This is a genomic window from Actinoplanes lutulentus (assembly GCF_003259845.1).
GTDB lineage: Bacteria > Actinomycetota > Actinomycetes > Mycobacteriales > Micromonosporaceae > Actinoplanes > Actinoplanes lutulentus.
This window is the reverse complement of record NZ_QLMJ01000005.1, coordinates 154,132-177,437: the sequence shown is the minus strand read 5'-3', so window position 1 is coordinate 177,437 and position 23,306 is coordinate 154,132. Positions and strand designations below refer to the sequence as shown.

Annotated in this window: 16 protein-coding genes; 8 read left to right on the top strand and 8 right to left on the bottom strand. The window is 69.7% G+C overall.

Going from position 1 to position 23,306, the window contains the following annotated elements; translation table 11 throughout:
• Window positions 1–17: 17 nt before the first annotated feature.
• Window positions 18–2,198, bottom strand: a complete 2,181-nt coding sequence (locus B0I29_RS13615) for a SulP family inorganic anion transporter (protein WP_245972503.1) — start codon at window positions 2,196–2,198, stop codon at window positions 18–20.
• 1,217 nt (window positions 2,199–3,415) lie between these two features.
• Entirely contained in the window at window positions 3,416–4,486 is a 1,071-nt protein-coding gene (locus B0I29_RS13610; RefSeq protein ID WP_111649619.1) for an NAD-dependent epimerase/dehydratase family protein, read from the bottom strand.
• Between the two features lie 261 nt (window positions 4,487–4,747).
• Here B0I29_RS13610 and B0I29_RS13605 point away from each other — a divergent pair, with 261 nt between their 5' ends.
• The 6 genes from B0I29_RS13605 to B0I29_RS13580 all read left to right on the top strand — a co-directional run bounded on the left by B0I29_RS13605 (window position 4,748) and on the right by B0I29_RS13580 (window position 13,574).
• Window positions 4,748–7,300, top strand: a complete 2,553-nt coding sequence (locus B0I29_RS13605; protein ID WP_111649618.1) for a carboxylate--amine ligase/circularly permuted type 2 ATP-grasp protein — start codon at window positions 4,748–4,750, stop codon at window positions 7,298–7,300.
• Between the two features lie 21 nt (window positions 7,301–7,321).
• Window positions 7,322–9,091, top strand: a complete 1,770-nt coding sequence (locus B0I29_RS13600) for an N-acetylglutaminylglutamine amidotransferase (RefSeq protein ID WP_111649314.1) — start codon at window positions 7,322–7,324, stop codon at window positions 9,089–9,091.
• Window positions 9,092–9,109: 18 nt separating this feature from the next.
• Window positions 9,110–10,912 carry a S9 family peptidase gene (locus B0I29_RS13595; protein ID WP_111649313.1) on the top strand — a complete coding sequence of 601 codons (1,803 nt, stop codon included), beginning with the start codon at window positions 9,110–9,112 and terminating at the stop codon, window positions 10,910–10,912.
• A 79-nt stretch (window positions 10,913–10,991) separates the two neighbouring features.
• On the top strand, window positions 10,992–12,311 hold the full coding sequence (locus tag B0I29_RS13590) for an MFS transporter (RefSeq protein ID WP_111649312.1): 1,320 nt from the start codon (window positions 10,992–10,994) through the stop codon (window positions 12,309–12,311).
• A 101-nt stretch (window positions 12,312–12,412) separates the two neighbouring features.
• Window positions 12,413–13,078, top strand: a complete 666-nt coding sequence (locus tag B0I29_RS13585) for a hypothetical protein (RefSeq protein WP_146616785.1) — start codon at window positions 12,413–12,415, stop codon at window positions 13,076–13,078.
• A 1-nt stretch (window position 13,079) separates the two neighbouring features.
• Entirely contained in the window at window positions 13,080–13,574 is a 495-nt protein-coding gene (locus B0I29_RS13580) for a mycothiol transferase (protein WP_111649310.1), read from the top strand.
• Here the strand turns inward: B0I29_RS13580 and B0I29_RS13575 are convergent.
• From B0I29_RS13575 to B0I29_RS45720, 4 genes are all read right to left on the bottom strand, one after another.
• Window positions 13,571–15,040 carry an ATP-binding protein gene (locus B0I29_RS13575; RefSeq protein ID WP_111649309.1) on the bottom strand — a complete coding sequence of 490 codons (1,470 nt, stop codon included), beginning with the start codon at window positions 15,038–15,040 and terminating at the stop codon, window positions 13,571–13,573. The genes B0I29_RS13580 and B0I29_RS13575 overlap by 4 nt on opposite strands.
• A gap of 3 nt (window positions 15,041–15,043) precedes the next feature.
• Window positions 15,044–16,702, bottom strand: a complete 1,659-nt coding sequence (locus B0I29_RS13570; RefSeq protein ID WP_111649308.1) for an NAD(P)/FAD-dependent oxidoreductase — start codon at window positions 16,700–16,702, stop codon at window positions 15,044–15,046.
• Between the two features lie 10 nt (window positions 16,703–16,712).
• Complete coding sequence (locus B0I29_RS13565; RefSeq protein ID WP_111649307.1) at window positions 16,713–17,870, bottom strand: NAD(+)/NADH kinase; 1,158 nt, start codon at window positions 17,868–17,870, stop codon at window positions 16,713–16,715.
• Between the two features lie 562 nt (window positions 17,871–18,432).
• Entirely contained in the window at window positions 18,433–19,401 is a 969-nt protein-coding gene (locus B0I29_RS45720; protein ID WP_181557795.1) for a class I SAM-dependent methyltransferase, read from the bottom strand.
• 136 nt (window positions 19,402–19,537) lie between these two features.
• On the opposite strand from B0I29_RS45720, the gene B0I29_RS13555 reads away from it, so the two are divergent.
• Window positions 19,538–20,002, top strand: a complete 465-nt coding sequence (locus B0I29_RS13555) for a substrate-binding domain-containing protein (protein WP_111649306.1) — start codon at window positions 19,538–19,540, stop codon at window positions 20,000–20,002.
• On the opposite strand, the gene B0I29_RS13550 is transcribed toward B0I29_RS13555, so the two are convergent.
• Window positions 19,991–20,521 (bottom strand): GNAT family N-acetyltransferase, encoded by a 531-nt coding sequence (locus tag B0I29_RS13550; RefSeq protein WP_111649305.1) that lies wholly within the window; start codon window positions 20,519–20,521, stop codon window positions 19,991–19,993. The two genes, B0I29_RS13555 and B0I29_RS13550, sit on opposite strands and share 12 nt — an antisense overlap.
• A 61-nt stretch (window positions 20,522–20,582) precedes the next feature.
• Between B0I29_RS13550 and B0I29_RS13545 the strand changes: the two genes are divergently transcribed.
• Window positions 20,583–21,551, top strand: coding sequence for an Acg family FMN-binding oxidoreductase (locus B0I29_RS13545; RefSeq protein WP_111649304.1), 969 nt, complete (start codon window positions 20,583–20,585; stop codon window positions 21,549–21,551).
• 4 nt (window positions 21,552–21,555) lie between these two features.
• On the opposite strand, the gene B0I29_RS13540 is transcribed toward B0I29_RS13545, so the two are convergent.
• Entirely contained in the window at window positions 21,556–23,187 is a 1,632-nt protein-coding gene (locus B0I29_RS13540; protein ID WP_221402031.1) for an alkaline phosphatase family protein, read from the bottom strand.
• Window positions 23,188–23,306 lie beyond the last annotated feature (119 nt).

Genomic DNA, 23,306 nt, shown 5'->3' with positions numbered 1-23,306 from the left:
CTTTTGGGTCGTGTCAGCTATGCGGCGGCGCCGGTGAGGCGGTCGTCCTCACTGTTCTCGGGACTGCCGCTCTGCGTGCTGGGCGGGCGGACGGCCATCGGGCGGGCGCCCAGGTCCGGATCCACCTCGTACATCCGGGCCTCGGCCAGGTCGAAGAAGAGACCGGTGAGCCGGAGACGGCCGGCCGCCTCAGCAGCCCGGACCGTCGGGTACGTCCGCAGGTTCGCCAGCTGCTGCATCACGTTGTCGGTGCAGCACTGTTCCTCGTCGCTGGAGTCGGTGAACCGTACCCCTGAAAGGGCGAGCCAATCGCCCAGGGCCGAGCCTTTCCCGGCGGCGTCGCTCATCAGAGCGCGCACCGCGCCGCAGCCGGAGTGACCGCAGACGGTGATCGTGGAGACTCCCAGGACGTCAACCGCGTATTCGATCGCCGCGCCGGCCGAGGAGTCGGCAGCGCCGTGCCGCGGCACGATGTTGCCGACGTTACGCACGCAGAACAGGTCACCCGGACCGCTCGCGGTGATCAGGTTCGGCACCAGGCGCGAGTCGGCGCAGGTGATGAAGAGCTGCTCCGGGCTCTGACCGTCGCGGGCCAGATCGGCCAGGTGCGGCCGGACCATCGGGGCGACCGAACGCTCGAACTCGGCGATACCGGCCGCCATGGCGTCCCGGCGCTGGTGGTCCATGCCCTGCCAGCGCGACCAGGAACCGACCAGCCGGGGCGTACGTTTACCGCCGCCCAGCCGCCCGGACGTCGCCTGGGAGAACCAGGAGTCGTGCACCTCCCGGATCCGTACCCGGCCACCGGAGCGCTCGTAGGACTCCTGCCAGTCCCGGATCGTCTCGAAGGCGCCGTGGTCCAGGTAATCCAGGTGCAGCTCGACGTCGACCTTCGCGGCCTTCGGCAGCGCGCCCAGCTCACGGATGAGCCGCGCCGACTCGACGAACGCCAGGGTTCCGGTGATCGTGACGAGCCACTCGCCGTCGGCCTGCTGCACCCGGCGGATCTCGCAGCGGGTGAGCCGCCACAGGATCATCACCGCCGCGGTGATCATGCCGAGCGCGACACCGGTCAGCAGGTCGGTGAAGACCACGCCGAGCGCGGTGACCAGGTACGTCGGCAACTCCCGATGCCGGGCGTAGGTCTTGATCTGCGCCAGACTGACCAGCCGCAGACCCACCACGATCAGCACGGCGGCCAGGACCGCCATCGGGATGGTCTCCAGCAGACCGGCGAAGAGCAGCACGAACGCCGCGATCCAGAGCCCGTGCATGATCGCCGAGGCCCGGGTACGCGCACCCGCCGCCACATTCGTCGACGACCGCACGATCACCCCGGTCACCGGCAGGCCACCAAGGAGGCCGGAGATCGTGTTCGCGGCACCCTGACCGACCAGTTCCCGGTTCAGGCTGGCCCGCGGACCGTCGTGCATCCGGTCCACCGCCACCGCCGACAGCAGCGACTCCACGCTCGCCACCAGGGCGATCGTGATGGCGGCCACCGCGATCTCACGCAGCGGCGCATCAGGCCAGGCCGGCCGGATCAGGTTGGCGAGCGGTTCGTCCGGCAGGTTGACCCGCTCCACGTCGGCGCCGATCGCGGCAGCCAGCGCCGTCATCGACACCACCGCCACCAGCGCGGCGGGCAGCAGGGAGATCTTCACAACGCGCGGCCAGATGATCAGAATCGCCACGGTCAGCCCGCCGAGCAGCGCGGCGACCCCGTGATGGGTGGCGATCTGTGCGGGTAGGTCCCGCAGGTTCTGCCAGGCGGAGCTCTGCGGCGAGCCACCCAGCAGCACGTGGATCTGGCTGACCGCGATGACCAGCCCGATCCCGGCGAGCATGCCGTGCACGACGGCGGGAGAGAGGGCAAGGGCGGCACGGCCCATCCGGGACGTGCCGAGCAGGATCTGGATGAGCCCGGCGACCGCGACGATCGCGGCCGTGCCGGCGAAACCGAAGTCGGCCACGGCTCCTGCGACGATCACGGTGAGACCCGCGGCCGGGCCGCTCACCTGCAATGGGGCGCCACCTAGGGCGCCCGCGACGATGCCGCCGACAACCGCGGCGACCAACCCCGCCAACAGCGGGGCCCCGGATGCCGCGGCGATACCCAGCGACAACGGGATGGCGATCAGGAACACGACGATGGACGCCGGCAAGTCCCGGCGCAACAACTGCGTCAAGTCGGACATTTCAGCAAAATACCGAATAATGGTTAACGGGTCATTACGCAACCGGCCCTTACTTGCAAAACACAGCAAACTGCCGCCTGGCGCTCAGGGACATCCCAGCAAAATGTGGATCACTCCCTCGCTTGGAGCCCCGAAGATCCCCCCGCATGGCAGCCGCCCGCCCGAAGATCCTCCGGTGATCATGCGCTGTAGCCGCAGGCCCTGCCGTGTCGTTACCCGATGACCACAAACTCCACAAAACGCCTCAGCGCCCGCTCAGTCCCACCAACAACCCGCTGTGCCACCCCGCCCTTTTCCCACAAGCCGAGACCCAAGCCACGCTGCACCGCCGAGCCGTAGCTCATGTAGGTCATCGGCCCCGATGACCTACATGAGCGACGGCTCACCCCGGAAGCGCCGCCCGCTCCCCCAGATCTTGTGCGGTTACGCAGCCACGCCAACCACAAACTCACTAGATCAACCGGCAGCCCACCGGCCACTGCCTACCCATGAGCACACCGCAAGGCAGCGCCGGGTCCAGCACGCAGCCTCCCCAGCCGCGCAGGCCTCCCAGCACGCAAACGTCCCAGCGCACCGTGAACCAGCGAGCCGTGAGCCAGCGCAACGTGAACGCGCGCGCCGTGATCCCGCGAGCCGTCGCTCAGACATGGAATGGCCGCTCCATAACAGGCCTCAGCGACGGCTGACGCCGCTCGGCCGTAGCCCAGCAACGGAATACCGGCCCGATAACGTGCCGGAACTACGGCTCGCGCCCGCCCGGCTGCGCGAACGCGGCGGCAGTGCGAACGCAGCACGGGCAGCACGAACGCGGCGGCGGCGGCAGCAGCAGCAGCAGCAGCAGCGAACGTGGCGGCAGCGCGCGAACGCCGCCCCAAGTTGCAGCAGCCCGCGTCACGGCCGAGACCACGCACGCAGCTCGAGCGGCGCAACGGCCCGGACACGCACCCACCCCGCCTGGCGATCCAGCTCGACCCGGCACCCACCGCAACCCGCCGAGCTCAGCCCCACCCCGGCTCGTGCTCGCGGTCGCGCGAAGCGCCGAAAAACGACCACAAGCACAAGCCAGCCGTAACCGGCTCGCGCTTACGGTCGCGCGAAGCGCTAAAAAACGACCACAAGCACAAGCCAGTCAGAGCCGGCTCGTGCTCACGGTCGCGCGGAGCACTGAAAAACGACCTACAAGCGCAAGCCAGCCGTGGCCGGCTCGTCGGGGCGGGTCAGGGCTTCCAGAGGTCCTTGTTGGACTCGTACATGTCCTGGAGGATCATCGGGACGTCGTACTTGACGCTCCAGTCCGGGTAGTGCTCCTCGAAGCGGGCCGTGCTGCTGATCCACCACTGGTGGTCGCCGACGCGGTTCTCCGGGACGTACTCGGTCTGAGCCTCGACGCCGGCGATCGACGAGGCGATCTGGAACGCTTCGAGGACGCTGCAGTTCGAGGTGCGGCCGCCGCCCATGTTGTAGACCTCGGCCACCCGCGGCGCAGCGTGGAACGCCTCGAACGCCGACACCAGGTCGCTGGAGTGGATGGCGTCGCGGACCTGCTTGCCCTTGTACCCGAAGATCCGGTACAGGCGCTGCTCCATGACGCAGCGCATCACGTACGCAAGGAAGCCGTGCAGTTCGGCAGCGGAGTGACCCGGTCCGGTGAGCGTGCCGCCGCGGAAGACCGCGGTGGGCATGTCGAAGTAGCGGCCATACTCCTGGACCATCACGTCGGCGGCGACCTTCGACGCGCCGAAGACGGAGTGCAGGCACTGGTCGATCGACATGGTCTCGTCGATGCCGCCGTACCACTTGTGGTCGGCGGGCAGCTCCCAGCGGGTGTCCTGCTCGATCAGCGGCAGCGAGTTCGGCAGGTCGCCGTAGACCTTGTTGGTCGAGGTGAAGATGAACGGGGCGTCCTTGGCGTGCCGCCGGGTCGCCTCCAGCATGTTGATCGTGCCGACCGCGTTGACGTCGAAGTCGGTGAACGGCTCGCGGGCGGCCCAGTCGTGGCTCGGCTGCGCGGCGGCGTGGATGACCAGGCCGATGTTCTTGCCGAGGCCTGCGAAGAGCTTGTCCAGGCCCTCGCGGTCGCGGATGTCGATGCCGTGGTGGGTGTAACGGTCACCGATCTCCTTGGTCAGCCGCTCCAGGTTTCCCTTGGTGGAGCCGTCGGCGCCGAAGAAGTAGCCGCGCATGTCGTTGTCGAGCCCGACCACGTCCATGCCCAGCCCGGCGAAGTGCCGAACCGCCTCGGAGCCGATCAGGCCGGCCGATCCGGTGATTACGACGACGCTGCTCATCAGGACCTCCGTGAGACGCACAAACCAGCCACCGGCCGAGGTTACACATCTCCGGCACGCTCCGGACCGGCCGGTCGGCACCTACCCCAGGACGAGACTTTCCTCATGTACGGAGTAATGCTTGGCGAGCGCGCGAAACGGGCACGTCACAGATTCGCTACATCAAATGGGAAAGCTCCGGCGGATACGAACCCTTTGCCGGAACTCATTCGGAGGCGGTCGATGACGGATTCTCTTCAGGCAGCGAGTCCAATGGACGCCATGCCAGAAGGACGAAAGACCGACCTGACGCTCGGGGTGGAGGAAGAGCTCCACGTCGTCGATCTGGGTACGCGCGAACTCGTACCCCAGGCCCCTGAGATCTTGGACCGGCTGGACGCCGCGCACTTCTCCGCTGAGCTGCACCGCTCGGTGGTGGAGACGAACACGCCGGTGAGCGACACCCTGGACGGCCTGCGGGACGGCATCACCGAGCGCCGCCGGTCGGCGATAGCGGTGGCCGAGTCGCTGGGCCTGGGTCTGGTCGCGGCCGGCACGGTCCCGCTGGTGGACCTGGACCGGCTGCCGGTGACGCCGACCAGCCGATATCACCGGATGCTGCACGAATATCAGATGCTCGTCCGCGAGCAGCTGATCTGCGGCACCCAGGTGCACGTCGGGGTGGCCGACCGGGACGAGGCGGTCGCGGTGACCCAGCGGGTGTCGCCGGTGCTGCCGGTGCTGCTCGCGCTCTCGGCCAGCTCGCCGTACTGGATGGGTGAGGACTCCGGGTACGCCAGCGTCCGCTCCCTGGTCTGGATGCGCTGGCCGACGGCCGGTGACAGCGGGCCGCTGAGCTCGGCGGCCGAGCACGAGGAGCTGGTCAGCGACCTGATCGCCTCCGGGACGATCAGCGACCCGAAGATGGTCTATTTCGACGTCCGGCCGTCGGCGCACGTGCCGACCGTGGAGCTGCGGGTGACCGACGCGAGCCCGGACACCGAGACGGTCGTGCTGATCGCCGGCCTGTTCCGGGGTCTGGTGCTGCGGGCGCTGCAGGACCACCGGGCCGGTGAGCCGATGCCGTCGGCCCGGCCGCCGCTGCACCGGGCGGCGATGTGGCGGGCGGCCCGGTCCGGGCTGGAGGGCGACCTGCTGGATCTGCCGCGCTCCCCCGTTCCGGTGCCGGCCGCGGTGGCGGTCGAGCGGCTGATCGGTGAGCTGCGCCCGCAGCTGGAGGAGCTCGGTGACTGGGAGCAGGTCTTCGACCTGTCGCTGCGGACGCTGAGCCGGGGCAGTTCGGCGGCCCGGCAGCGTCGCGCGCTGGCCCGGCGTGGCCGGCTCGCCGACGTGGTGGACCTGCTCGTCGCGGACACCCGTGGCGGCGTGGTCGGAACCGGCCCGGCCGGCACTCCGGCGCCGGACCGCCTCGAAACGTACGGCGAGAGCGGCGACGAGGCGTTCCCGGACGGCCGGGTGGCCCAGGGATACGCGGGCATCCTGCCGGTGCTGACCGCGCTCGGCGCGACCGGCCTGCGGCAGCGCGAGGACAAGCGGGACGACGAGCAGCGGGCCCGCGGGATCACGTTCAGCGTGGCCGGCGAGGCGGCGACCCGGCTGTTCCCGTTCGACCTGGTGCCGCGGATCGTCCCGTCGGCCGACTGGGGTCACCTGCGTACCGGCCTCACCCAGCGGGTGCAGGCGCTCGACGCGTTCCTCAACGACGTGTACGGCGAACGCCAGATCGTGCGGGACGGCGCCGTCCCGGAGTGGGTGGTGAACGGTTCGCCGGAGCTGCGGGCCAGCGGCGCCCTGATCCGGCGGCGGGCGGTGCGGTGCCAGGTGGCCGGCGTCGACCTCGTCCTGGACTCGGTCACGAACGAGTGGTGTGTGCTGGAGGACAACCTGCGGGTGCCGTCCGGTATCGCGTACGCCATGCAGAACCGGCGCCTGACCTGGAGTGTTCTGCCGGAGCTGCCGCGACCGGCGAACCTGCTCTCGGTCGAGGACACCCCCAAGCTGCTCAAACGGGTGCTGATGGAGGCGGCCGGCCCGGCCGCGCAGGACGAGCCCGCGATCGTGGTGCTGAGCCAGGGCCCGGACGACTCGGCCTGGTTCGAGCACAAGATGCTCGCCGAGGCGATGGGTGTCCCGGTCTGCCGCAGCACCGAGATATTCGTCGACGAGGGCCGGGTCTGGCGGCTGCGTGACGGTCACCGTCACCCGGTCGACGTGATCTACCTGCGGATGGGCGAGGACAGCCTGGTGCACTCGCCGGGTGCGGACGGGATGCCGCTGGGACCGAGCCTGGTGTCCGCGCTGCACGCGGACACCGTCGTGCTGGCGAACGCTCTCGGCAACGGGATCGCCGACGACAAGGCCGTGTACGCGTACGTGCCCAAGATGATCGAGTACTACCTGGGTGAGAAGCCGATCCTGGCCGACGTGCCGACGTACCTGTGCGGCATCCCGGACCAGCGGGTCGAGGTGCTGTCCCGCCTTGACGAGCTGGTCTGCAAGCCGGTCGACGGTTACGGCGGCGACCGGATCGTGATCGGCCCGCACGCCAGCGCCGACGAGCTGGACGCGCTGCGCCGGCAGATCCAGACGGCACCGCACCGCTGGGTGGCCCAGGAGCTGGTGCACCTCTCCACCCACCCGGTCTTCGACGGTCACCGGCTCGCGCCGCGGCACGTGGACCTGCGCGCGTTCGTCTTCACCGGCAAGCACTCGACGGTGGCCCCGGCGGCGCTGACCAGGGTCGCCCCGGCCGGCAGCATGATCGTCAATTCATCGCGGGGCGGCGGCTCCAAGGACACCTGGTTGCTCGGATAAACCCACCATAGGAGGTCGTACATGTGCGGGATAGCCGGCGAGATCTGTTACGGCGACCGGCCCGCCGACACCGAAGCGGTCCGCCGGATGATGCCCTGCTTGCAGAGCCGAGGACCGGACGGCGAAGGGCTCTGGGATGACGGCCGCCTGGCCTTCGGGCACCGGCGGCTGAGGATCATCGACCTGTCCGACAACGGTCGTCAGCCGATGACCGACGAGCAGCTCGGCCTCACCGTGGTCTTCAACGGCTGCGTCTACAACTATCAAGAGCTTCGAGAAGAGCTTCAGGGGTACGGCTACACGTTCTTCTCGACGTCGGACACCGAGGTGATCCTGAAGGCGTACCACCGCTGGGGCGCCGACTGTGTCACGCGTTTCCTCGGCATGTTCGCGTTCGCGATCGCCGAGCACGCGAGCGGGACGGTCACGCTCGCCCGGGACCGTCTCGGCATCAAGCCGATGTACCTCGCCGAGACGCCGGGGCGGCTGCGGTTCGCCTCGACGCTGCCGGCGCTGCTGGCGGCGGGCGGTGTGGACACCACCATCGACAAGGTGGCGCTGCACCACTACATGACGTTCCACTCGGTCGTACCGGCGCCGCGCACGGTGCTGACCGGGATCCGGAAACTGCCGCCGGCCACCGTACGGGTGATCCAGAAGGACGGTACGTCCACCGAGCGGGTGTACTGGGAGGCGAACCACAGCCGGTTGCAGGTGGCGCCGGCGGACTGGGCCGGTGAGCTGCGGGAAAGGCTCCGGCTCGCGGTGGAACGGCGGATGGTCGCCGACGTGCCGGTCGGCGTGCTGCTCTCCGGTGGCCTGGACTCGAGTTTCATCGTGGCCCTGCTCGCCGAGCAGGGGCAGACCGGGCTGACCACGTTCAGCATCGGGTTCGACGCGGGCGGCGGCGAGAGCGGCGACGAGTTCGAGTACTCGGACCTGATCGCGCGGAAGTTCGGCACCACGCACCACCAGATCAGAATCGGACAGGAACGCTTCCTGCCGGCGGTCGAGCGGACCGTCGCGGCGATGAGCGAGCCGATGGTGAGTCACGACTGCATCGCTTTCAACCTTCTCAGCGAAGATGTGGCGAAGCAGGTCAAGGTCGTGCAATCTGGGCAGGGCGCGGACGAGATCCTCGCCGGATACAGCTGGTACCCGCCCCTCGCCGGCGTCGATCGCGACAAGGCCGTCGAGGCATATGCGAAGGAGTTCTTCGACCGCCCGCACGGCGCGCTCGCTCGACAGCTCAATCCCGAGTGGCTGACCGAGAACGATCCGTCGCTGGAGTTCGTGGCGGCGAGTTTCGGACGACCCGGGGCGACCACCGCGGTCGATGCCGCACTACGCCTCGACTCGCAGGTGATGCTCGTCGACGACCCGGTCAAACGGGTGGACAACATGACTATGGCGTGGGGCCTGGAAGCACGCGTACCGTTCCTGGATCACGAGTTGGTGGAGTTCGCGGCGGCGTGCCCGCCGGAGATCAAACTGGCGCAGGGCGGCAAGGGGGTACTCAAGGACGCGGCGCGTGGCCTGGTCCCCGACGAGGTCATCGATCGGCCGAAGGGATACTTCCCGGTTCCCGGCATCCGGCATCTCGAAGGCCCGATGCTGGAAAAGGTGCGCGACGCGCTGCACGCGACGGCCGCCCGGCAACGGGGGCTGTTCCGGACCGAGTACGTGGAAGCACTTCTCGCCGATCCGAACACGCCGCGGACGACGCTCGGAGCGAACCAGTTGTGGCAGCTCGCGCTGCTGGAGATGTGGTTGCAGGACAAGGGCATTTAGAGACTGCAGGAGGTCTGGATGGAAGGTCAGCTCAGCCGTAACGACGTCACGGTGCTGCCGGTGGGCTGGAGCCGCCCATCCGGCCCGAAGACCGAATCGGAGGTCGCCGGCAACTGGTCGCCGGCGCTGTCTCCCGACGGCCGGCACCTGGCGTACGTCTCCGACCGCGGTGGCGTCCCGGCCGTCTGGGTGCAGCCGGTCGGCAGCGAGCTGACCTTCCGCGTCGACACCGGAGGCGAACCGGTCACCGCGGTGCGGTGGTCCTCCGGTGGCGGCTGGCTGGCCTGCGAGATCACCCCCGGCGGCGCGCCCCGGCACGAGGTCTGGCTGGTCCGCCCGGACGGCTCCGACCTGCACCAGGTCGCCGGCTTCGGCGCGGACACCGCGGAGAACATGCGGTGGCTGCCCGGCCGCCCGGTGCTCGCTCTCACCGAGAACCTGACCACCGCCGTCCTGCTCGACGTGGTCGCAGGAACCAGGACGGTGGTCGCGCACGGCGACCTTCTCTCGCTCCTCGATGTGGACCCGGCCGGACACTTCGCACTTCTTCGGTACGGGCCGCGGGGCAGTCGTGAGATCGTCCTGCGGGACCTGTCGACCGGTTCCGAGAAGCCGGTCACGCGTGGCGAACGGGCCGTGTTCAGCCCGGGTGGCGGCAATGTCTACGCGCTCAGCCAGGACGGTGAAGTGCCCGTTCTGATCCGGGTCGCCGGGGATGCCGTCGAGGTGCTGACCGGTGGTGCCGGCGGTTCGTTCCCGGTCTCCGGCGAGGTCGAGGACTTCACGATCACCGCCGATGGGCGTACCGCTGCGGTCTTGTGGAACGTGCGCGGCGGGGAGTCGGAGGTCGCGCTGATCGGCCTGGACCACGACGGAGATCGCGTCCCGGTGCCGGTGTCGCCGCTGCCGGGTCTGGTGGTCGGTGAGCTCGCGTGGAGTTTCGACGGGGCGGCGCTGGCGTTCACGGCGGAGGGGCCGGGGCAGCCGCACGGTGTCTGGGTGCGTTCCGCCGGTGAGGTCCGCGCGGTGTCGGCCGAGCCGGCCTCGCCCGAAGCGGTCCGGCCGACGCTGGAGGTTTTCCCTGCTCACGACGGTTTGACGCTGACCGGGTGGCTTTTCCAGCCGTCGACGCCGGGACCGCATCCGACCGTGTTGTGGCTGCACGGCGGGCCGGAGGCGCAGGAACGGCCGGGGCACGGTCCGCTGTTCCAGTCGCTGGTGAACCGGGGCATCGCGGTGTTCGCGGCAAACGTCCGGGGGTCGTCGGGATTCGGGCGCAGCTTCGTCGACGCCGACAACGGGGCGCGGCGGTACGCGGCGATCGAGGACGTCCGGACGTGCGTCTCGTACCTCCGGGATGCCGGGATCGCCGGGGCCGTGGGGTGCATGGGGCGGTCGTACGGTGGCTACCTGACGCTGGCGGCGCTGACGACGTTCCCTGACCTGTTCGCGGTAGGCGTCGACGTATGCGGCATGTCCAACTTTTCCACGTTTTATCAGCACACGGAGCCGTGGATCGCCGCGGCGGCGGTCAGCAAATACGGGGACCCGGTGCTGGACGCCGAGCTGCTCGCCGACCTGTCACCGATCAAGCGGATCGACCAGCTCACGGCGCCGCTGCTGGTGGTGCACGGCGAGAACGACAGCAACGTCCCGGTGATCGAGGCCGAGCAGGTGGTGAAGGCCCTGGCCTCCCGTGGGGTCGAGCACCGCTACCTGCTCTTCCCCGGCGAAGGCCACGAGCTGCTGCACCGCTCCTCCCGCGCCGAATACCTCCGCGAGGTCCTCACCTGGCTCGACAAACACCTCCTGCATGCCTGAGTGAACAAACGCACGTTGTCGGCGAGGGTGCGGCGAGAAAGGCTTGGGGGGCTCCTGCCCCCTTACCGGAAGGCGAACCATGCCCCTGCGTCCCGAAACCCGGGCCTGGGCGGTGTGGTCCGCCGGACTCGCCGCATACGTCATCGCCGTTCTGCACCGGACCTCGCTCGGTGTGGCCGGGCTCGACGCTCAGCACCGCTTCGACATCGGCGCGAGCACGCTGGCCAGCTTCGCGGTGCTTCAGCTGCTCGTCTACGCCGGCCTGCAGATCCCGGTCGGGATGCTGCTCGACCGATTCGGATCACTGCGGCTGGTGCTGTCCGGCGCGTTGCTCATGGCGGCCGGGCAGACGCTCATGGCGTTCACCGACGATGTGACCGGTGCGGTCGTGGCGCGGGTCCTGGTCGGCGCCGGCGATGCCATGACGTTCATCAGCGTGCTGCGGCTGGTGCCGCACTGGTTCCCGGCGAAACGGGTGCCGGTGCTCACCCAGGTCACCGGCATCGTGGGACAGATCGGTCAGCTGCTGTCCGCCGTACCCCTGGCTGCTCTGCTGGCCGGTCCTGGCTGGACCACCGCTTTCGCCGGTGCCGCAGGCGCCGGGGTCTTCGTCGCGCTGGTGGCGTTCGCGGCACTGCACGACACGCCGGAGCGCCGGGTGAACAGCGGCGGCGCGATCACCTGGCGGCGGCTCGGCTCCGATCTGAGCGGCGCGTGGCGGCATCCCGGGACCAGGCTGGGTCTGTGGACGCACTTCACCACCCAGTTCACCGGGACGGTCTTCGCGCTGATGTGGGGTGTCCCGTTCCTGATCGCCGGTGAGGGGCTGAGCCGGGGCGCGGCGAGCTCGCTGCTGATCGTCTTCGTGCTGACCGGCATGGCGTCCGGGCCGGTGCTCGGCATGCTGACCCAGCGGCACCCGCTGCGGCGTTCCTGGCTGGTGCTCGGCATCGTCGCCGCGAACATGGGCGCCTGGGCTCTGGTCATCGCCTGGCCCGGCCAGGCGCCGATGGCGCTGCTCGTGCTGCTGGTCGTCGCGCTCGGCCTCGGCGGCCCCGGCTCGATGATCGGCTTCGACTACGCGAGGACCTTCAACCCCCCGAGCAGATTGGGTACGGCTACCGGCGTCGTGAACGTGGGCGGTTTCGTCGCCTCACTGCTCACGATCTTGCTGATCGGACTGATCCTCGACGCACGTACGGGTGGGAGTGCCGACTATCACATCGCTGATTTCCGGGTCGCGATGTCGGTGCAGTTCGCCGTCGCGGCGATCGGGGTGATCGGCATCCTGCGGACCCGTCGCCTGGCGCGTCGCAAGATGGAGCAGGAGGACGGCGTCGTGTTTCCGTCCCTCCGGAAGACCCTGAGCGACCGCCGGGAGTTGACCGGCAGGCGTTGAGCCCGGTTTAGCCCTGGGGCGGGTGGTAAAGGCTAGAAGCTGGCGCTGATACCCGCACTTCCCGAAGGAGGGAAATGTCCGACCAGGCTCAACCTCGGATCTTGCCGAACATCGATGTCCCGAAGACACTCGCCGGCACTCTGGCCGCTGTCTCGGCGGCGGTGGTCGGCTCGTACCTCGGTGTTGCCGGCACGATCATCGGTGCCGCGGTGGCGAGCCTGATCAGCTCGGTCGGCACCGAGGTCTACCACCGCTATCTGGATCATGGGACGAAGAAGCTGCAGTCCGCCTTCGTCACCGCCCCGGCCGCGGTCGGTACGCCCGAGGTCGCGGCAGCGCCCGAGCCGCCCTCCCAGCCGGAGCCGCCGCGGCAGATCCGCTGGAAGCGGGTGGGCGTGGTGGCCGGCGCGCTCTTCGTCCTGGGCCTGGGCACGCTGACCGCGGTCGAGCTGGTCGCCGGACAGTCGGCGGGGCAGGCCACCGGCGGCGGGAGCGGCAGCAACCCGTCCGTGTTCCAGCTGTCCGGCAACAAGGGCGACACGGCGCAGGACAAGAAGGAAGAGACCAAGGAGCAGGAGCAGGCTCCAGAAGAGGCGACGACTGCGCCGACCGGCGAGGCCACCCAGCCCACGGACGAGGAGACCACCGAAGCGCCCGCAACCGAGGCGCCCGCGACGGAAGAGACCGCAGCTCCGGAGGCCGAGCCGACCGCCGCGCCGGAGGAGCAGACGGACACCGGGACCGAGACGACGACCGAGGGTGAGTGACATGGACGCCAGGGACATCCTGATCGAGGCGCACGGCCGGCTGCCCGAGCTGGTCGAGACCGCCGTCCACGACCTCACACCCGAGCAACTCCGGTGGGCCCCGAAACCCGGTGCGAACACGATCGGCTGGCTGGTCTGGCACCTGACCCGGGTGCAGGACTCGCACATCGCCGAACTGCTGGAACAGGACCAGGTCTATCTCACCGGCGACTGGGCCCCGCGTTTCGGCCTCAAGGCCGACCCGTCGGACAGCGGTTACGGCCACTCACCGCAGCAGGTCGCGGCGGTGGCCCCGGAGAACGCCCAGGTTCTGATCGATTACTACGCGGCCGTGCACGCCCGGACGCTGGAATACCTGCGCGGAGTCACGGACCTCGGCCGCGTCGTCGACGACAACTGGGACCCGCCGGTCACGCTGGGCGTACGCCTCGTCAGCATCATCGACGACGACGCCCAGCATGCCGGCCAGGCCGCTTACGTGCGGGGACTGCTTTAGACGGATGCGGGCTCCGTGATCGGGAGCCGCACCAGGAAACGGGTGTTCCCCGGTTCAGACGAAACCTGAATGTCCCCGCCATGGCCGTTCACCACGATCCGGTACGAGATGTCCAGCCCCAGGCCGGTCCCCTCGCCCACCGGCTTCGTGGTGAAGAACGGCTCGAAGACCCGCTTGCGTACCTCGGCCGGCATCCCCGGCCCGTCGTCGGCGACCGACACCACGACCGTGTCGTCCTCCCGGTACGTCCGGATGGTGAGCGTCCCTTGACCCTTCATCGCGTGCACCGCGTTGTCGATCAGGTTGGTCCACACCTGGTTCAGCTCCGCCGGGTGGGCCGGGACCTGCGGCAGCGTCCGGTCGTAGTCCTTGACCACCCGGACGCCTTCACCGATCTTGTGGCCGAGCATCACCAGGGTGCTGTCCAGCCCGCCGTGCACGTCGATCCACTGGTGGGCGGCCCGGTCCAGGTGCGAGTACTGCTTTGCGGCCGACACCAGCGACGACACCCGTCCGGTGGCGTCCTCGATGTCGGTCATCAGCTGCTCGGTCTCCAAGGCGTACCCGATCCAGTGGATCGCCTGGTCCAGCAACTCCGCCGAGGCGAGCCGGGCCTCGATCTGGGAGAGGCACTCGGTGTCGATGCCGCCCTGGGCGAAGACCGGGGCGACGTCCCAGCCGCCGGTGATGTTGTGCTCCTCCATCCAGTCGCCGAGCTCGTCCTCCAGGTCGGCGGTCTGCATGGCGGTCAGCACCGGGGCTTTCGCGGCCCGCTCGATGACCTCCTCCTGGAGTTCGAGCAGCGCGGTGAGGCGGTCCGGGGCGACCTTGCCGGCGGCGAGCTTGCCGAGTTTCATCCGCATCGCGGCGACCCGCTGACGCAGCGCGCCGGTGGCCCGGGCAGCCGCGGCGGCCGGGTTGTTCAGCTCGTGCATCAGGCCGGCCGAGAGGGCGCCGAGCGCGGCGAGCCGCTGCCGTTCCCCGATCGCCGCCTGCGAGCTGGCGATGCCGAGCGCGAGGCCTTCGAGCAGGTGGATCGCCATCGGGAACCACTCGCGCATGAGCCGGCCGAAGTCCGCGGCGGAGACCGTGAAGAACTCGGAGTCGGAGAGCGCCCGCATCGACGCCTGATATTTGCGGGGCACGCCGTCGTCGCGCAGATAGGCCTGGGTGGCGCCCATGTAGACGCCCCGCTGCTCGGTCCGGGTCGTCTCGACGTCATCAGCGCCGACGCGCCGGGTGAGCGCGATCGTCCCGGTGAGCAGCACGAAGAAGGACTCGGCCGGGTCACCCTCACGCACCACCAGGCCACCGCCGGGCACCCGCATCGTGCAGCCGTGGTCGGCGAGCCAGCGCAGCTGCTCGTCGGTCAGCTTCTCGAAGAGGAAAAGGGTGCGCAGTTCGTCCGGGGTGAGCGCACCGGGCTCACACGGTTCGAGCCGGATCTCTTCAGTCTCGATGGTCATGGGTTACTGCGCCTCCAGATAGCGGTGGACCAGCGCGACGGCCATCGCTCCCTCGCCGACCGCCGAGGCCACTCGTTTGATCGAGTTGGCCCGGACGTCGCCAGCGGCGAAGATGCCGGGGACACTGCTCTCCAGATAGAACGGATCCCGGTCGCGATCCCATCCCCGCGGCCGCTCACCGTTTCCGACAAGATCCGGACCGGTACGGATGAAGCCCTTCCCGTCACGCACCAGGGTGTCGCCGAGCCAATCGGTACGCGGCTCCGCCCCGATGAACACGAAGAGGTAACCGCACTCGACGGTGGCTTTCGTCCCGTCCTTGCTGTCACAGATGGTGATCGCCTGAAGGTGCCCGTCGCCCTGCGCCCCGATCACCTCGCAGCGGGTACGCACCTCGATGTTCTCGATCTGGGCGAGCTGCTGGATCAGGTAGTACGACATCGACGACTCGAGGGAGTCGCCGCGGACCAGCAGGGTGACCTTCCGCGCGTACTTCGAGAAGAAGAGCGCGGCCTGACCGGCGGAGTTGGCCCCGCCGACGATGTAGACGTCGGTGCCGGAGCAGGCCGGCCCCTCGGTCGACGCCGAGCCGTAGAAGACACCGGACCCGGTCAGGTCGGCCACGCCGTCGGCGATCAGCGGACGGTACGAGACACCGGTGGCGAGCAGGATCGCGTGCGAGGAGATCTCCCGGCCGTCGGCGAGGGTCAGCGTCCGCGCCGAGCCGTCGGCACGCAGACCGACCACCTCGCGGGTGTTCAGCGTCTCGGCCGCGAACTTGTCGGACTGACGCCGGGCCCGCTCGGTGAGCTGGGCGCCGGAGATCCCGTCCGGGAATCCGAGGTAGTTCTCGATCCGGGAGCTCTGCCCGGCCTGCCCGCCGACCGCCTGCCGTTCGACCAGCAGGGTCTTGAGGCCCTCCGAGCCGCCGTAGACAGCCGCGCCGAGCCCGGCCGGCCCGCCACCCACGATGATCAGGTCGTAGAAGTCGCGACCCGGGCTGGTGGAGAGGCCGGCCACCTCGGCCACCTGCTGCACTGTCGGCCGGCTCAGCGCACGGCCCTCGGCGGTCACCACGAGCGGGACCGACTCCGGCCCGGCGTTCGCCGCCTCCAGCAGGCGGCGGCCTTCCGGCTCGTCGGCGCCGAAGTATCGGTACGGAACCAGGTTGCGCGCCAGGAAGTCACGGATCTGGAACGACGGCTCACTCCACCGGTGGCCGACCACCCGGATGTCCGGCAGCTCGGTGTCGCCGGTCGCCTGCCACGCGTCGAGCAGCGCGTCCAGCACCGGGTAGAGCTTCTCCTCCGGCGGGTCCCACGGCTTGAGCAGGTAGTGGTCGACGTCGACCACGTTGATGGCCTGGATCGCGGCGTCGGTGTCCGCGTACGCGGTGAGCAGCGCCCGCCGCGCGTGCGGGAACAGGTCCATCGCCTGCTCCAGGAAATCGATGCCGTTCATCTGCGGCATCCGGTAATCGGCGAGCATCACCGCGACCCGGCCGCCGCGCAGTTTCAGCTCCCGCAACACATCGAGAGCTTCGGAGGCGGACGAGGCCCGGATGATCCGGTACTTGTCGCCGTACCGGCGGCGCAGGTCGCGGGCGATGGCCCGGGAGACCGAGGGGTCGTCGTCGACGGTGAGAATCGCGGGCTGGCCCATAGTCAATACCTCAGCTCTGGGTCACGATGTCGGCGTTTTCGGGATGGCGTTCGAGATAGGACATCACGAACGGGCAGGTGGCGACGACCGCCGCGGAGCGCGAGCGAGCGTCGGCGAACGCCGCCGAGGCGAGACGCCCGGCCAGGCCACGGCCGGAGAACGCCTGGTCGACCTCGGTGTGCAGCAGCTCCACCCGGTCGGCGTGGCGGCGGTAGTGCAGCACTCCGGCGACCTCGCCGCCGAGCATCACTTCGTAGCGCTGCTGTTCGAAGCTGTCGACGACCACGGCGTCGCCGGGCTCGGCCGAGCCGACCTGGGCGCTGCCCTCGACCCGCAGCTTGCGGCGGGCCCGCTCGTAGAACGAGGTGCGTCCGAAACGGATCACCTGGGCGGCGGCCGGCAGCGGCTGGATCTCCAGGCGGGCGCCGGGTTCGGCGTACCCCTCGATGATGCCGTCGACCTCGATGGCGAGCCGGCCGCTGGTCGGCAGCACGTCCAGGCTGACCTTCTCCGAGGTGTCCAGCACCAGCGAACGGTTGAACGAGGAGTGCGCGGCGGCCGCGCTGACGATCAGTGCCTCGACGTTCGGCGAGACGATCGGCCCGCCGGCCGAGAAGCTGTACGCGGTCGAACCGGTCGGCGTGGCGACGATCACGGCGTCGGCCGCGTAGTTGACGAAACCGTGGTCCTCGACCCGGATCCCCACCGCGGCCAGCCCGTGCCCGGGCACCCGGACCAGAGCGATGTCGTTGAAGGCGGTCACCTCACGCCCGTCCGGCAGAATGGTCCGCACGGCGGTGCGCGACTCCACCCTGTACCGATGCTCGTCGATCGACGACAGCGCCTCACCCAGGTCGGGCAGGTCCACCTCGGCGAGGAACCCGAGCCGGCCGACGTTGACGCCGAGCACCGGCGTCTTCCGCCCCTCCACCAGGCGCATCGTCCGCAGCATGGTGCCGTCGCCACCCAGGCTGACCAGCAGCCCGGCGCGTTCCACCATCTCCTCGACGGGCACCGCGACAGCACTGCACGCGATCCTGGTGATCTCGTCCGGCAACCCGAGCACGGTGACACCCCGCTCGGCCGCCCAGTTCACGATCGCGTCGACCGCCGAACCGCAGTCCCGTCGCGGATGCAGAACCAGCCCCACGACCTTGACCATTCCCATGGCTGATTCCCCGCTCTCCCGTCACAACCCTATGCAGCCTTGCACGCCACACCTACTTCGGCGACAGTCCCAGCAGTGTCGGCGCACACGCCGCCGCCCATGTTTCCGGCCGGTGAAATCCCCATTTTCGTTGACAAACCGCCCGTCACGCGAGGTTGGCCGCCGCATGCGGCCCAGCCGTCGCCGAGCACTAGCCGGTCCGGTTGGCGCTCAAGTGTCCCCAACGCGCCCGTGCGATAGCGCTGACAGCCAGCTGAACGGCACCAGCTGGCTCTGACGGCTGCCTCGACGGCCGCGCGACAGCTGTGAGAGCGAGCTGCTTCCGAATCTTGAGCGATTTTCACCAGCCCGCAGTAGAGAATCACTCAAGATCTCGAAGGCCGCCGAGCCAGAGCGGCGCGGAGCCCACGACCGCGCGGCCCCCACCGAATGCGTGTCGATTTCGGGTGCGATCCGCACCCCAAGTCGACACACACAACGGAAACCGGCGGCGCGTGTCGACTTGAGGTTCGAACCGCACCCGAAATCGACACACTCGGTGGTGGGCGGGCCGGCCGGCGGGTCAGTGGCGGGTTGCTAGGGCCAGGAAGCGGTCGGGGACGTCTTCGTAGGAGTTCAGCTGCCAGCCTGACTCGGCCAGCAGAGGGCCGAGGCGGTCTTCGCTCATCGGCTCGCCTGGGCGTAACGTCCGGCCGTGCCGGGCTGCGAGCTGGGCTCGGCCTGTGGGGTGGAAGATGGCCAGGGTGCCGCCGGGGCGGGTGGCTCGGGCCAGCTCGGTCAGGCCGGCCACCGGGTCGGGCAGGTGGTGGACCAGGCCGGCCGCGAAGATCACGTCCGCTGCGGCATCGGCGACGGGGAGCCTGCGGGCGTCGGCGAGTACCAGGTCGGCGCACTGGTCGCGGCCGGCCTTACGGGCGGCGTCCAGCATGTCCGGGGTGAAGTCGAGGCCGATCACCCGGCCCGCTGCGGCTGCCAGGGCGGGTAGGGCTCGGCCGGTGCCGCAGCCCACGTCGAGGACCACGTCGCCGGGGCGGACGCCGGCCAGGCGGACCGCCTCGGCATAGCGGGGCATGTCGTCGCCGAACTTGGTGTCCCAGCCGGTGGCCTTGGCGGCGAAGAAGGCGCGGCTCTCCGAGAGGTACCACCGGTCGGGGTCGGCCAGGTCGGGGTGGATCTGCCGGATCACCGGCCACTCCGGGTCGCGGTGGTCGATCACCACCTGGGCGCGGCGCTCGCCGTCACCCTCGGCGAAGCGGTGGCGCGGGCCGCCGCGCAGGAAGACCAGGATGCGGTCGGTGGCCGGCTCGAGGACGTTGAGCGCCGAGTCGGACAGGCCGCCGCCGGGGCCGGTCACGCCGAGCACGGCGTCGATGCTCCAGGCCCGGGACGAGGACGGGAACGCGGCGGCGAGACACGAGGCGAAGGATGCCGCGGCACCGGGATCACCCCCGTCGACGATCACGGTGAGTGGGGCGCGCGGTGCCAGCACCTCGGCGAGCAGGGCGGTGACTTCGGCGATGCGTTCTGGCACGCACACCAGCATGCGGCGTCACAGTGACGTACGCAACGCCCTGGACGTCGGGTGATTTGCCACGTTTTGCCGTAAGAGAAGCCGTACGAGAAGCCGGACACGGCACCGAATCCGGAGCGGATGCGTCGGAGAGCCCATGACGGTGAAGATTCTGCTGATGGCCGTGCTGGCGCTCGGCGGCTGTGCGTCGCCGGCGGTCGAGAGCGAGGGCGACGAGGGGATCGGCGGGGTGCCGGCCACCAGTCTCGCGCCGGAGGCCACCGGGGAGATCACGGTGCTGGCGTCCGACACGCTCAGTGAGGCGTTCGACCTGATCCGGGACGGTTTCCAGGCTCGAAACCCGCGGGCGTTCGTCGTTATGGCGTACACAAGCAATGAAAGCCTGACCCGGCAGATAGCCGGCGGCGAGCCGCCGGATGTGGTCGCGACCGATGACGCGGCGGCGCTGCGCGGTGTGAGCAGCGAAAAGGCGACGTTCGGCAGTGGGCGGCTGACCGTCGCCGCCCTCGACGAATCGCCCGCCGCCGAGCTCTTCGTCGATTATCTGAGTGACGCGTCAGCGCAGCGGGCGCTCATCGACACCGGGGTCCTACGACCTTAAGATCGCCCAGATCTCGGTGTCGCGGCGAGAGCCATTCCATGGGTACGCGGACCGGAGCGTCCCTTCCAGCGTCATGCCGAGCCGGCGAGCGACGTTCGAGCTGGCCACGTTCTTCGGGTCGCAGTGCCACTCGACCCGGTGCATGCCGCGGGTGTGCAGCGCCCAGTCGATGAGCACCTGGACCGCCGTGGTGATCAGGCCGCGCCCGGTCCCGGCCGGCTCCAGCCAGCAGCCGATCTCGCAGTTGCCGGAGTTCGCGTCGAAGGCCACGAACATCGTGCCGCCGACCAGCACGCCGTCCAGCCAGATGCCGAAGAGACGGCCGGTGTCGGCGGCCTGCTTGTCGGCATAACGCCGCAGGGTCGCGGTCGCGCTCGCCAGGTCGGTGCTGACGCTCGCCCAGGGAATCCACGGGTCGACGAGCTCGCGGGCCCGGTCCATGTGCGCTAGGAACTCCTCGGCCTGCCAGGGTTCGAGCGGGCGCAGCTCGGCGCCATCGCCTAGATCATGTGAGAGCACCTCGGAAGACTAGGGCCTTTCGGCCGTGCGCGGAGCCTCCCATCGGCGGGACACTGGTGTCATGAGCAATGCGGAAGAAGTCAAGAAGGCCCTGGTGCAGGCTGCGGACGCCGCACGGTTCGCTCCCTCGATCCACAACACGCAGCCGTGGCGCTGGGTGGTGCGGGGCGGCGAGCTGAGGCTTTTCGGCGTCGCCGAGCGGCAGCTCACCGAGCAGGATCCGGAAGGGCGGATGCTGCTGCTCAGCTGCGGCACGGCCCTGCACCACGCCCAGGTGGCGCTGGACGCCGAGGGCTGGCGGTACGAGATCAGCCGGCCCGAGGAGGGTCCGCTCGCGGTGATCCGGCCGACCGTCCGGGAGCCGATCCAGCCGGAGGCGACCCGCCACCTCCAAATGTTGCGGGTCCGGCGTACCGATCGGCGCACGGTGACCGAGGACGCCGTGCCGGAGGACGTGCTGGCATTCCTGGCGAAGGCCGCCGAGCAGGCCGGCTCCCGGCTGCACGTGCTCGGCCGGGACCAGGTGCTGGAGCTGGCCGCCGCGGTGGACCAGGCGCAGAAGGCGCAGGACACCGACGAGCGGCTGCGCGCCGAGACGGCGATCTGGGTCGGCGGCGACCGCCCGGACGGCTCCGGCATCCCGGCATCGGCGCTGCCCGAGGAGCTGCCGCTCACCACCGTCGCGGAACGCGACTTCCAGACCCGCGGAACGCTTGCGGCAGGCGAGGGGCACGATCAGGGCGCGACGTACGCGGTTCTCTACGGTACGGGCGACGACCAGGCCGACTGGCTGCGTGGCGGTGAGGCACTGAGCCGGCTGTGGCTGGCCGCCGCCGAGCAGGCGGTGAACCTGCTCCCGCTCAGCGGGCCGGTGGAGATCGCGTCGAGCCGGGCCGCGCTGCGCCAGATGCTCGGCGGACTGGGGTACCCACTGCTCGCGGTGCGCCTCGGCAACCTGGACCCGGCGCACTCGGCGCCGCCCACAACGCCGCGGCTGCCGAGCGACCAGGTCATCGAGATCGCGGATTAACTGATCAATGCGGGTCGCCGTCCGGGCCGAACGCCGTCAGGAATCGGTCCCGGAAGGTGTCCATCCGCCAGACCGGCGCGTCCGGAGCCGGCTGGAGCCCGTCGGTCCAGCCCCACGACGTGATCCGGTCGAAGACCTTCGGGTCCTTCGCGACGATCGTGATCGGCACGTCGTGGGTGGCGTTCTGCCCGACCACGACCGGCGCCGGCTGGTGGTCGCCGAGGAAGACCATCACCAGGTCGTCCTTGCCGTACTCGGCGGTGTGGCCGAGGACGCTGTCGAGGGAGTACGCGATCGATTTCGCGTACTCGGTCTTGACCCGGTCGCTGTCCTTCCACAGGCTCTGCGGTGACTCGACGCCGGTGACCATCGGGCCGTACACGCTGCCGTCGCCGACCTCGTCCCAGCCGACCATGCTCGGTACCGGCGACCACGGGGTGTGGCTGGAGGTCAGCGTGATCTCGGCGAGGAGCTTGTCACGGTCCTTCTTCGCGTACTCCAGCTTCTGGAAGGCGGACATCACGAACTGGTCGGGCATCGTGGACCAGCTGAACACGGGGCCGTTGTATCCCAGGGTGTGCGAGTCGTAGATGTGGTCGTACCCGTAGAACTGGCCCTCCGGCCAGGCGAACGTGATGCCCGGCTCGACGCCGACCGCGCGATGCCCGGAGTTGGCGAACGCCCTGGTCAGGGTGAGCCGGTCGGTGGAGACAAGGCTGCGGTACCGCTGCTCGTTGTCGATCCACAGCCCGGAGAGGAACGTGGCGTGCGCGAGCCAGCTGCCGCCGCCCGCGGTCGATGACGTGAGGAATCCGCTGCGCGACGTGAAGCCGGCTTTCGCGAGCTTGTCGCTGTTCGCCGCGAGGCTGGCCTGCACCGCGCCGTTGAACTGCGGGTTCTCCAGCGCGTCCCGGCCGTAGCTCTCCACGAACGAGACCACCACGTCCTTGTCCCGCAGCGCGGTGAGCAGCTGGTCAGCCGGTCGGTCGCGGAACGCGTCGATCTGGACCTCTTCGGCGAACCGCTTGCGGTCCTTCAGGTCGTTCGGCAGCGCCAGCGCGGTGTGCGCGGCCAGCTCGGCCGCGGTGTACGACGCGACCGGGATGCCGCCGATCAGCTGGAAACCGATCGCGGTGAGCGCGACCCAGGCGACACCCACCGCGCCGAGGCCCCGCCAGGCCCCCACGCGGTGGGCGGTCATCACACCGCTGAGCCGCATGACCGCCCAGGTCATCCCGGCGATCAGGCCCGCGGCGAGCACGACGGCGCCGACGGCCGCCCCGATCGCGGCGGCCTTGCCGATCGAGTCGGTCAGGAAGTTGAAGCCGTCGTCGACCAGGATCCAGTCGAGGACCGGGTCGAACCGGCGGGCCAGCACCGCGAAGAACCCGATGTCGATGAGCTTCACAACGGTGAGCAGGCCGAGCAGCACACCCAATCCGGCGGCGAGCGGCCGCCGGGCCCGGCCGAGGCGCCCCCGTTGCGGGAGCAGGAGCAGGATCGCTCCGGCCACCAATGCCTCGACCGGGACGCGCAACAGGGCGGTGAAGACCGAATTTCCGGGCGGCAGACGGAAGATCTGGTCCGGCACGATCAGTGCCAGAAAGACCAGAACGGCAGCGAATCCCGTGGTCAAGTGCCTTGCAACGCGGCGGTACGGCTTTTCGTGGCTCACGTTCTGTTCATACGCCAAGGCACCCGATCCGGTTCGACGGGCACCCCCATGACAAAAGTCAGTGGCTGAGTGAGTACTCG

Excerpts from the sequence above, each read along its gene's own strand:
- B0I29_RS13595 (WP_111649313.1), top strand. The coding sequence starts at position 9,110 with ATGGAAGGTCAGCTCAGCCGTAACGACGTCACGGTGCTGCCGGTGGGC.
- B0I29_RS13565 (WP_111649307.1), bottom strand. The coding sequence starts at position 17,870 with ATGGGAATGGTCAAGGTCGTGGGGCTGGTTCTGCATCCGCGACGGGAC.
- B0I29_RS13590 (WP_111649312.1), top strand. The coding sequence starts at position 10,992 with ATGCCCCTGCGTCCCGAAACCCGGGCCTGGGCGGTGTGGTCCGCCGGA.
- B0I29_RS13610 (WP_111649619.1), bottom strand. The coding sequence starts at position 4,486 with ATGAGCAGCGTCGTCGTAATCACCGGATCGGCCGGCCTGATCGGCTCC.
- B0I29_RS13545 (WP_111649304.1), top strand. The coding sequence starts at position 20,583 with ATGAGCAATGCGGAAGAAGTCAAGAAGGCCCTGGTGCAGGCTGCGGAC.
- B0I29_RS13580 (WP_111649310.1), top strand. The coding sequence starts at position 13,080 with ATGGACGCCAGGGACATCCTGATCGAGGCGCACGGCCGGCTGCCCGAG.
- B0I29_RS13570 (WP_111649308.1), bottom strand. The coding sequence starts at position 16,702 with ATGGGCCAGCCCGCGATTCTCACCGTCGACGACGACCCCTCGGTCTCC.
- B0I29_RS13575 (WP_111649309.1), bottom strand. The coding sequence starts at position 15,040 with ATGACCATCGAGACTGAAGAGATCCGGCTCGAACCGTGTGAGCCCGGT.
- B0I29_RS13615 (WP_245972503.1), bottom strand. The coding sequence starts at position 2,198 with ATGTCCGACTTGACGCAGTTGTTGCGCCGGGACTTGCCGGCGTCCATC.
- B0I29_RS13600 (WP_111649314.1), top strand. The coding sequence starts at position 7,322 with ATGTGCGGGATAGCCGGCGAGATCTGTTACGGCGACCGGCCCGCCGAC.
- B0I29_RS13605 (WP_111649618.1), top strand. The coding sequence starts at position 4,748 with ATGCCAGAAGGACGAAAGACCGACCTGACGCTCGGGGTGGAGGAAGAG.
- B0I29_RS13555 (WP_111649306.1), top strand. The coding sequence starts at position 19,538 with ATGACGGTGAAGATTCTGCTGATGGCCGTGCTGGCGCTCGGCGGCTGT.